We start from the raw sequence: 10,258 nt of genomic DNA, 5'->3' as shown, positions 1-10,258 counted from the left end.
TGCTGATGGCATGGTCACCGCTGGTGAACTCAATGCGGTAGCTGAACGGCGTGCTCAGGGCTTCATCGCCCTCAAAGGCCAGTACGTCGAGGGCTGACCCGCACCCTTTTACCGCCAGCAGGTGGTGGCTGTGGCTGAATCTGTTGGGGGGATTATTGCTCATGTGTACACTCCTTGTGTAAGTTCAAACGCCAGCCGGATACCCTTTTCATCGCGCCAGCCCGGCGTGAATGTCCGCATGGGCGCGGTCTGGCAGAGCGAAGCCGCGCCTTCCACCGCACGGGCACAGTAAGGGGTCAGACGTCGCAACAGAATGGCTGGATGTCCCATACATCCCTCTCTTTGTCGGTTCCCGGACACGCTACCGCCCATCGCTGTTTCCTCTTAAGGGGACCAAAGCGCATACGGTCGGGCTGGCAGTTTGAGGGTTTCTTTGCTCAACCCGCGCGGGCAGGCGTTGAGCAAAGAACGGGCAGAAGAGACTGTCCGTCAGGACGCTTGCCCTGGACTACTCTCGAAAGTGTTGTGAAACGTCTTCATCCTGTGATGACGCTGAAGGTTTGCCCGGGAGCTGGCAGGCATCGGCCTGGGGTACCAGGCTGATTTCGACACGGCGGTTCTGCGCCCGGCCTTCCGGGGTATCGTTGGTTGCGACAGGACGGCTTGCACCATAACCCTGTACCGCAAAACAGCTTTCCGGCACATCGCCGGTGTCCCGCATCCAGTTACGCACCGCTTCGGCACGTTTCAGGGACAGCGCCTGGTTCAGTCCCGCATTGCCGGTGTTATCGGTATGGCCACTCACCACAATCAGCCAGCCCGGCTTCGCTTTGATACCGACCAGTGAATTCACCAGCATTTTGGTGGATCCCGCTTTCAGCACGAACTTGCCGGAATCGAACAGCGACATGCTGTCGAGCCGCACAATTGTCGGGGCCGGTTTAGCTTTCGGCTGCGGTTCAGACGGCAGTTCAGACGGAGGTGGAGGAGGCACATACGAGCGGATCGCCTCCAGTACCGGCATTCGCAGGCGCTCCCCCCGATACAGACCCAGGCTCATCCGGGCCGGTACGCCATTACGCGCCAGGTCATCAAGCTGTGCCGCATCGTCACGCAGGATGGAAACGGCGTCGGCTTTTGGTGCGAAATCATGCATAGGGATACGGTTGTAGCGGGCAATATCAAAACTCACCCGTTGCAGCAGCTGGCGATTGTTCCAGCCACTGCTGAGCAGCGCGGCAATGGCCGCCAGCGTGAAGATCCCGAGCGCACATCGCCAGGTTCGTCCGCGCGGCGTCAGGCCTTGCCCTTTCGGCAATAGCGGCAGGATAAAATCCGGGAAGGGGGAAATCACCGTGCTGTCGGTCCCCACCGGCTGCCAGCCCGTCACCTGCTGCATCGCGGTGTGCCGGGAAAGCCACACCGTCCAGACCGAGGTGGCCAGGCTTCCGGCAAGGATCGGCCCCATTCCCCACAGCACGGCAGCAGGGGCGATGATCGGAACATCGGGGTTCTCATCCATAAAGACGGCTTTCACGTGCTGATGGAACCAGCTCATCAGGGTGTTCATCAGCACCTGCTGCTGCATCGCAGGCGTCCCGCCGGTAGTGACCCATGCGGCAATTGAGCTCGGTGCTGAAGACGCCCGCCAGACCCTTACCCCTTCCTCCGGGACAGCGGCTTGCCAGAGCATGTCATTTGTCATCGCACTGCCGATCTGACCATTCAGAACCAGCGGCACAGAATGACCGGTTTCTTTACGCAGCTGGCTGATTTGCCAGCGCAGGGCCAGCAGGCGACTGGTAAGGCGCTCGCTGTCAGCGTGTTTCTGCGGGCAGACACTGACCATCACCGACAGCTGACGTCCCCAGTCAGGGCGCAGCCACAGTACCTGGCGGGCTGCCTGCTCGAGATCCTGATGATCTTCCACGCGGATCCAGCATCCCTGCGTGACAGTGAGCACCGGTGACTGCTGCATACATGCCAGCGGCAGATCGCCGCAGACCAGCACCACGGGCTGCCGGTAAGTGGCGTCCGGAAGGTCATCCAGACGCAGGGTGACATCGTGCTCCGCACGACGACGAGCGACAGCCCAGAACGCCATGATAAGCCCCAGCATTGCCAGCAGAACCAGCACAGAAACCAGTCGGGTGGCCGGCAGGAAACCCAGGCAAACCACGGCACTCAGCAGGGCAGCCCACAGCGCAAGCCCGCGCTGTTGTGCAGGACTCATTTCATGGCTTCCGGCAACAGGGTCTGCAGCGTCTGATCCAGCCAGTGATCCAGACCCCACCAGAGTGCAGCCACCACCACCACGCTCAGACCAATACGCACGGGCCATGACGCCAGCCAGACGCCCACTCCCCGGCTGGCAGGACTTTCCGCCAGTACCGGATGAGTTTGTGGATAGCTGAACGGCGTAACCTGTTCACTGAGGGCGTTGACGAGTTTCTGCCGTGCCGGGTCGTTCAGAGAGCAGAAGCTGCCGAGAAACCCCAGCTTCATGACCCGCTGAAAGCAGGTCACGACGACGTGGTCAGGAGCCGGTTCGCGCAGCACGTCGCGCATCCGATCGCACAGCGTGTCACCGGCGTCCATGGTACCGAGGAAGTGGCCCTGCAGGGGAATGTCATACCACTGCACGCAGGCGTCATCCTCCACGCCCCGACCTTTGACCACCTCATCAAGCAGCGCACACTGTGCGGTGAGAATATGCTGACAGCTGGCTTCATCGAGTTCGCTCGCTTTCAGCTCACGCTGCACGCGCTCCACATCAGCGATACAGCGCTCCCACAGCATCCGGCCTTCACCATCCTGAAACTGCGGACCGTGGCGCAGGCTGATGACCTGAAGCCAGGTGTCCTGAAGCAGGGAATCAATATCAATGGATGCGGCAGCGCCGCGTTTTTGCTCACTCATGTTCTCAGTACCGCAAAGAGTTCAAGTTCAGGCTCACCCAGCATTCCCGGAACGTAAAACATACAGGTCCCGCCCTGGAGCATTTCAATGGCCAGTGGATGAGAGACATCAAGGCTGAAATACTGGTTTTCCAGACGCAGTGGAATGGCAGCCGGCACATGACGCAGAGGCACCAGAGGCACCCCCACCCGCGATGAATTAACGATACTCCTGACATGATCGGGACTACCCACCTTGCACTGACGCGGGAACTGTTCCTGCAGCTGTGCCACCGGCATCGGTGAGCGTACGGAGAGATAGTAATCAGCGCCTTCGCGCAGACGTGGGTCATGCAGACGAGCCTGCCAGAAGTGAAGCCGGGCATCATGCTCAAGCTCAATCGCCACCACCCGCGACGGCAGGCTGGCTTCCAGCAGGTCGCCCAGTAAATCGAACAACGGCGGGAAGACGTCATTCAGCTGCTCGTGCTGCCAGACCGGTATCGCGCTTACCTGATGCGCCAGCGAGAAGGTCAGCAGGCTGCCTGCAAGTCGTGCCAGTTCAGGGTACAGACGCTCAGGCGGGCTTTGCGGATGGCGCTGAAACTGCCCCAGTACAGGCTCTGCACTGTTCAGGGCATTGAGCAGCCAGAACAGGGAGACGTCAGCCACGGCAAAATCGGCCATACGCTCATTGCTTTCACGGCGCATCGCCATCAGACGGCTCAGGCGGGCGCGCAACTGGGTCATCAGCTGCTCCAGTTGGGTCGTCAGCCAGCGGCTGCCCTGGAGGGTCAGGAGTGGAGGGAGAAACGTCTCATCACATTGCCAGGAACCCTGCGAATCCTGCTGCAGTCGGGCGACCGGACAGCACAGGTAATCACTGTTGTTCTGATGAGCAAACCGCAGCGTCAGCTCTGGCTGCATCACCGCAATCTGGCGGGTATCGTCGCCGAAAGTATTGCGGACATCACGCCAGCGCTGGCGATATCGCACCGGACGCTCAGCCACCTCATCGGGTTTCAGGCAGTTGCCACCATTCGCCCGCAGCAGTGGAAGCGCCAGAAGGACCACCACCTCATGCGTAATGCTTTCAAGTGACAGCACCGGTGGCAGAGTATCTGCATTGTCTGTATCAATCAGCGTCCCGTCCTGAAAACGGATGTGCAGATGACGGGCCTGCAGACGGCCCAGCTTCAGTGTTTCCGGTTCGAAAGCGACATTGATCACGCCCCAGGGCTGTAATAACCCCATCCGGGCGATACCTTCAGCAGACCAGGCTGCGTACGCGACCTGCTGCTGGAAATGCTGGGGAGCGATCATAACGCCCCTGCCCCATAACGGTTGTTCCGTTTTCATCGGCTTCCTGCCTTAATGTTACGAGCATGGCCTTCAGCTGGGGGAGTTGCCGGGAGACTTGCTCTGGAGAAAAATCTTTCATGCTCTGAAATATCAGACTGATGCGTCATTGCTACCATCAACAGCAAGCGTGTTTTTAACGATCAGGTTTGTTTTTGGAAAATATTCAGAAAGCACTGCGTCAACGTTGTTTTATTCACCTTCACTTTTTCGCGCCCGGACAGGGGTGCCGATTCCTGACCGTTACTGAAATCACCCGCCACCCGTCATTTCAGGGGGCGTTCAGTTTTATTGCTTGCCTCACCGCTATGCAGGTCAGGTTTTAGAGGAATACCCGCCCCGGGAATGTCGGACTGACAGGGAGCGTTAGTCATGGCTGTCCCTGTTCTAAAGAGTCATAGAAGCGGTCAATGCCAGTAAGAAATGATTAAGAAAGGCAAACCCAGGCAGAACAACCTCCGGTTCACGTCATCCGACGAGCGTCAAAATCCCGGGGTTAAAAGCGAGCGCATTCCTTACACCAGCATGTCAGCACTGTATTTTTGAGTGTTTATCTGAAATGTAAAAATTCGGATAACACCCAATAGGCGGAGTGTAGAAACGTTCCCTGCCTGATCGGAAATGAAAATGTGTAACAAAAATTTACAATTGGCGATTTTAACAAGCACAGATCATCTTTCTGATTTATAAGAATTTTCTTTCAAATCTCACCCAGGCCTTGTGGGATAAGGGTGTTCAGTAAGCGATCAATTTCACTTAGGGATTAAAAATCACCCAAATACAATGAATATTGTGAAAAGTCTGATTTTTCATTTTTTGCAAAAAAGGGGAGGCAGGACGTGACTGAACAGACGTCCATCTCACGGCCGGTTCAAATCTTCAATAATATTTATTATTGACTGGCCTGGCGGGCCTTAAAAAGCCCGCTTGCGCGGGCCCGGGTAAAGGTATTCAGCCGCCAAATACCAGCGTTGTAGACTTCGCTCCGGCATTAGCCGCCGCGAAGGTTTTCGCCTCGCTGGCAGACTTCGCACTGTAAGCGTAGTTAGACGAGGCCGTCCACCGCGCTTTGGGTGACTTCTGGTTGGTAATGGCGGGTACGCTGCCGGTATCCGTGAAGGTACCGGTCCCTTTGTCATCCAGCATCCCTTTGTTCGCACTCCCCTCACCGAAATAGTTATTCTCAGAGAGGATATTGGCATTCTGCGCCAGCGTGAAGCCCAGCTGGAACTTGTTAACGTAGTTACTGTAAACGTGGAAATAGCCATAGCGCATCAGGCCGGGAGCCCGAACCTGCATATTATCGAAGTAGCTATGGCAGAGAGTCAGATGAGGGAAGCCGTTATAGGCGGTATTGTTATCATCTGCAGGGTGGCCGAGGATCAGGCCATATTTATGGTTGCCAAAGTAGCAGTGACTGATGGTCACGTAGTCGGCTTTATCACCGACATACACCAGTTTATCCAGACTGCCGTCGCCGTCGGACCAGGTATGGCCGATAAATGAGCAGTGATCGATCCAGTATTTACTGCCGTAGTTAAGGTAAAGCTGGATATCATCATTGTCTTTGATGTTCACCGAGTGCTGGAAAATCAGGTTCTGCAAAATGATATTCTGCGACGTGGTCGTTGCCCGGAAGTGGATATTTTTCAGTGTCCGGTTCTGGAATGAGCCCACGATGGTTTTATTGGAGCCCAGGCTGACTTTTGTCAGGGTGGAGGCGGTGATATTACTGTTAATGACCAGCACGCGCGCCGTGCTGTCGCCCGCATACTGGTTCAGCTGGGCCAGAGAGTTAATTTCTACCACCGTCCCGTTCCAGCCGCCCGTGACGTTAGCGGCTTTGGCGAAACCGACCAGACCCTTCAGCTTACTCGTTGGATATGTCATAAAAAGCCCTTATACGTATTACGTTATAGTGAAAAACACCGTGATACGACATCCTGTCGACAGAGCCTTCCGCTATCAGCCTGTATCACTAATAACATCGGCTAACCCGCCAGTGGCCGGGTACGGAACCCGTTATACGCCAGGCTAAAAACAATGGCCCAGCCAGTTCACTCTGCTGGTCGACAGGCAAACAGAACGCTTTGTCCGACACGCCTTTTGTAAGGAGATCCTGCTCAAATGTAACAGAATATAATAACCGTGAGCGGTAAGGCCTTATATAAGCGGGTGCCTATGACTGAATAAGATTATGTATAAAACGAACAGATTCAGGCTGAAATAAATAAGACATTCATCTCATAAAAGCCCTTATCGGCAAGGTTAATTCAAACTTTAGTTTATTTTATAAATGTTAAAAACAATACACACTTTGGCTTTTATGAATGGAATTAACAGAAATTGACTTTCTTAAAAAAGCATAACAAACAAAGAGTTAAACAATTCAGCACGTTATGCTTCTATTAATAAATATCATCTATTTTGATCGTAGACAATCATTCATCTGAAACTATAATTCAACGCACTATCAAGAAGGTTTACTTATAGGCTGATAGTGAAACTCATTCGCAGAATTGAGTTATATAACTGACACATGGAAACAATGATTTTTTTAGTTGTAAAACCCCAAGATAATTTTTATTCCCTCACCCGTGGTTTGACTGAAAATCATATTGAACATAAGTGAAATTTAAAAAATGAAAAGACTCCTCAACAATATTAATTTGCCTGCAAAATTCCTGCTCCTTGCGTTTTTTTCATTGATGCTATTTGCGGTTCCTTCCTGGTTATTTATTCAAGAAGGAAACCAGCAGATCAACGTGAAGGAATTAGAGTTACAGGGTATTCCCGTTGAAAAGGAGATGCTGAATCTGCTTAATCTGATGCAGCGCCACCGTGCTGAAGCGGCCATTGCTATCGCTACCAATGATCCCGCTACGCCAAATCGTCTGGCACTGAAAGCCCGGATTGACCAGCTCAATGCCGCCCTTCTCACCACGCTGAGTGCCACCCGTAACAACGATGCCCTGCTGCAACGTTTTAACGCGCTGACCGCTGAGTGGGAGCAGCTGCAGCGCGATATCGACAGCCGCAATCTGACGCTGGCAACCAGCCTGAATCGTCACGCTGAGGTGATCCGCTCGGCGCTGGACCTGAATGTTGACGTGCTTGATTTTTACAGCCTGTCGCTGGATGCCGATTTAAATACCTATCAGTTCATCATCAGCTCCTTCAGCCGCCTGCCTGACTTAACAGAAACACTCGGTCAGATCCGCGCTCGCGGTACGTCGCTTCTGGCGAAAAAAGACGGGATTGAGGACAGCGATTACGCCCGTATGGAGTTTCAGATCCGCAACGGCCGGAATGCCCTGCGGTTGTATAACGCGAACCTGAAGAAGTCATTTGAGACAGACGAAGAGGTCCGTGCAAAATTCAGTGGCAAAGGGGAAGCAGCGCTGCAGCAGGCCAGTGAGGCCTTAAAAATTGCTGAAGATGTGTTTGTGAACCGGACCAAAACCGATCTCCAGCCAGCGGAGTTTGTCGCCCTCTTCACCCGCGCCATCAATCAGTACAACACCTTTGGTCTTGAAGCGAGTGACGAAATCAGCCGGATGCTGTCTGAACAAATCAGCGCCCATCGCCTGGCGCAGGTTGAGTTACTCGGCGTACTGGCCGTGCTAGCTCTGTTTGTGGTGATCCTCGGGGTATATATCATCCGCTCCATCACCGGCCCCGTCAGCGATGCCGCGAAGGTTGCCCGGGATGTCGCCTCCGGCGATTTAACCTCCCACCTGGCAGTCACCGGCAACAACGAAATGGCCGGGCTGATTGGCTCCCTGATGCAGATGCGTGAGCGCCTTTCACTGCTGGTGGCAGACATTAAAGATAACGCCACGACGATTGCCACCTCTTCAGAAGAAATTGCCCAGGGCAATGGCGACCTGTCTGCGCGGACGGAAGAGCAGGCGGCTTCGCTGGCACAGACCGCTGCCAGCATGGAAGAACTCTCCTCCATCATTCTGCAAAATGCGGATAACACACGCTATGCCGCCGGCATGGCAAGCTCCGCTACGGATGCCGCCCTGCTGGGTGGGGAAGCGATGGAGTCGGTCCTGCAGTCGATGCAGAAGATCAGCGCCAGCGCCGGACAGATTGAAGAGATCATCAGCGTTATTGACAGCATCGCCTTCCAGACCAATATCCTGGCGCTTAATGCCGCCGTTGAGGCGGCCAGGGCCGGAGAACACGGGAAAGGCTTCGCCGTCGTGGCCGCCGAGGTCAGAGCGCTGGCCCAGCGTTCCGCAACGGCCGCCAAAGAGATCAAGCAGTTAATCGGCGTGTCGGTGGATAATGCCCGTCAGGGGATCGCCATGGCGCAGGATGCAGGGGATAAAGTGAAGCAAAGCGTGGGGGCCATTGAGCAGACCGCGCAGCTGGTGAACGAAATCTCCGCCTCGTCACAGGAACAGAGCGCCGGTATTTCGCAAATCAACATTGCCGTCAACCAGATGGACCAGGTGACCCAGCAGAATGCGGTGCTGGTAGAGCAGTCCGCCTCGTCGGCGGATGAGCTGGCCGCGCGGGCCGTTCAGCTGCGGGAGCTGGTTGCCGTGTTCCGCACCGCGCAGGCCGCCCACTAAACCGATTGACCGTGAATAAACCATCCGGTGTCGCCGCAGGGCGCACCGGATTTTTTTATTCCGGGATAACGCTGCCGGCAATCGCCCGCACATCACTGCCGGTCGGTGCCTGATGAATACGCAGGCCGAACTCGCCGATCACCGCAAAAATATGGTCAAAAATATCCGCCTGAATGCTCTCATACTCCAGCCAGACCACCGTATTGGTGAAGCAATAGATCTCTACCGGTAGCCCCTCCGGGCCCGGGGCAAGCTGACGCACCATCAGCGTCATATCCTGGCGAATCGACGGATGCTGGCGCAGATACTCGGTCAGATAGGCGCGGAAAGTGCCAACGTTGGTCATTCTGCGCTGGTTCAGCACCGACGCGTCCGCCCCCTCCTTCCCGTTCCAGCTGGTAATCTCTTCCTGACGTGATGCCATATAGGGCTTCAGCAGGCGTGCCTGCATCAGGTTGTTCACCTCATCAGCCGTGAGAAAACGGATGCTGGTGCTGTCGATATTAATGCAGCGCTTAATGCGTCGCCCACCGGAGGCGGACATGCCGCTCCAGTTTTTAAACGCATCCGACACCAGCGCATAGGTCGGGATGGTGGTAATGGTGTTATCCCAGTTGCGCACCTTAACGGTGGTCAGCCCGATATCAGTTACCGCGCCGTCGGCACCGTATTTGGGCATCTCCAGCCAGTCCCCCAGCTTCAGCATGCTGTTGGCAGAAAGCTGGATACCCGCCACCAGGCCCAGGATCGGGTCTTTAAACACCAGCATCAGCACCGCGGCCATGGCCCCCAGCCCGCTAATCAGGATCGCCGGTGATTTACCGATCAGCAGGGAGATCATCATGATGCCAATAACGATGGCACTCAGCAGCTTCACGCCCTGGAAAATCCCTTTCAGCGGGAACTGAGCAGCAAAGGCAAAGCGGTGGGACAGGCCAGAGATCACATCCAGCAGCGAGAAGAATGACATCAGGGCATAGAGCATGACCCACAGCTGCGCGCAGGTCGTGACGATCAATAACGCATCACTGTCTTTTTGCAGCCACAGCAGCGCCTGAATATTGACGATCATCCCCTGCACGGTGAAGGCGAGGCGGTGGAACAGCTTGTTGCCGGTAATGATTTGCAGCCACAGATGGCTGCTGCTGTTGGCCCGCCGTTCAAAGGCACGCAGGACGATGCGGTGCAGAATAAAGTGAACGATTAATGCTGTGAGAAAAATAATGCCAAAAATAATAATCAGCGAGGTGGTGTGATCAGGATTTATTCCATATTGCTTCAGAATCGCGGTCAACTGCGGCATAAAGCCTCCTTTTTAAAGCGAGGCGCGATCATGCCCTGTGCCGAAGGCAGGTTCAAGCCTTACAGGTAACAGTATCTTGCCGATGTATTGCAGAGGTTAAGTGTTCAGGCGCT

General features: G+C 55.0%; 6 protein-coding genes and 3 pseudogenes. 1 reads left to right on the top strand and 8 read right to left on the bottom strand.

The features are described 5' to 3' along the window. From IFU29_RS22525 to IFU29_RS16205, 7 genes and pseudogenes are all read right to left on the bottom strand, one after another. Positions 1-163 (bottom strand): annotated as a pseudogene (locus tag IFU29_RS22525) (type VI secretion system tip protein VgrG); the annotation flags it as partial. A gap of 83 nt (positions 164-246) precedes the next feature. Then, positions 247-330: pseudogene (locus tag IFU29_RS22955) on the bottom strand (Clp protease N-terminal domain-containing protein); the annotation flags it as partial. Positions 331-508: 178 nt separating this feature from the next. Beyond that, a complete protein-coding gene (locus tag IFU29_RS16225; protein ID WP_191934822.1) occupies positions 509-2,233 on the bottom strand; it encodes an OmpA family protein in 1,725 nt (574 codons plus the stop codon). Next, positions 2,230-2,919, bottom strand: coding sequence for a type VI secretion system protein TssL, short form (tssL, locus tag IFU29_RS16220; protein ID WP_191934821.1), 690 nt, complete (start codon positions 2,917-2,919; stop codon positions 2,230-2,232). Before tssL ends, IFU29_RS16225 begins: the two co-directional genes overlap by 4 nt. Next, on the bottom strand, positions 2,916-4,256 hold the full coding sequence (tssK, locus tag IFU29_RS16215) for a type VI secretion system baseplate subunit TssK (RefSeq protein WP_191934820.1): 1,341 nt from the start codon (positions 4,254-4,256) through the stop codon (positions 2,916-2,918). Before tssK ends, tssL begins: the two co-directional genes overlap by 4 nt. A 22-nt stretch (positions 4,257-4,278) precedes the next feature. Then, positions 4,279-4,630, bottom strand: a pseudogene (locus tag IFU29_RS16210) (type VI secretion system contractile sheath small subunit); the annotation flags it as partial. A 577-nt stretch (positions 4,631-5,207) separates the two neighbouring features. Further along, positions 5,208-6,146, bottom strand: coding sequence for a pectate lyase family protein (locus IFU29_RS16205; protein ID WP_191934819.1), 939 nt, complete (start codon positions 6,144-6,146; stop codon positions 5,208-5,210). Between the two features lie 752 nt (positions 6,147-6,898). Here IFU29_RS16205 and IFU29_RS16200 point away from each other — a divergent pair. Further along, positions 6,899-8,842, top strand: a complete 1,944-nt coding sequence (locus IFU29_RS16200; RefSeq protein ID WP_191934818.1) for a methyl-accepting chemotaxis protein — start codon at positions 6,899-6,901, stop codon at positions 8,840-8,842. 55 nt (positions 8,843-8,897) lie between these two features. On the opposite strand, the gene IFU29_RS16195 is transcribed toward IFU29_RS16200, so the two are convergent. Beyond that, positions 8,898-10,145, bottom strand: a complete 1,248-nt coding sequence (locus IFU29_RS16195) for a mechanosensitive ion channel family protein (protein ID WP_191934817.1) — start codon at positions 10,143-10,145, stop codon at positions 8,898-8,900. Between the last annotated feature and the right edge of the window lie 113 nt (positions 10,146-10,258).

This window comes from Erwinia persicina (genome assembly GCF_014838825.1).
In the GTDB taxonomy this organism is placed as follows: Bacteria; Pseudomonadota; Gammaproteobacteria; order Enterobacterales; family Enterobacteriaceae; genus Erwinia; species Erwinia persicina_A.
This window is presented reverse-complemented; position numbering and strand designations above follow the sequence as displayed.

What these genes read in the sequence shown, in the direction of transcription:
- IFU29_RS16225 (WP_191934822.1), bottom strand. Translation starts at nt 2,233, where the DNA reads ATGAGTCCTGCACAACAGCGCGGGCTTGCGCTGTGGGCTGCCCTGCTG.
- tssL (WP_191934821.1), bottom strand. Translation starts at nt 2,919, where the DNA reads ATGAGTGAGCAAAAACGCGGCGCTGCCGCATCCATTGATATTGATTCC.
- tssK (WP_191934820.1), bottom strand. Translation starts at nt 4,256, where the DNA reads ATGAAAACGGAACAACCGTTATGGGGCAGGGGCGTTATGATCGCTCCC.
- IFU29_RS16205 (WP_191934819.1), bottom strand. Translation starts at nt 6,146, where the DNA reads ATGACATATCCAACGAGTAAGCTGAAGGGTCTGGTCGGTTTCGCCAAA.
- IFU29_RS16200 (WP_191934818.1), top strand. Translation starts at nt 6,899, where the DNA reads ATGAAAAGACTCCTCAACAATATTAATTTGCCTGCAAAATTCCTGCTC.
- IFU29_RS16195 (WP_191934817.1), bottom strand. Translation starts at nt 10,145, where the DNA reads ATGCCGCAGTTGACCGCGATTCTGAAGCAATATGGAATAAATCCTGAT.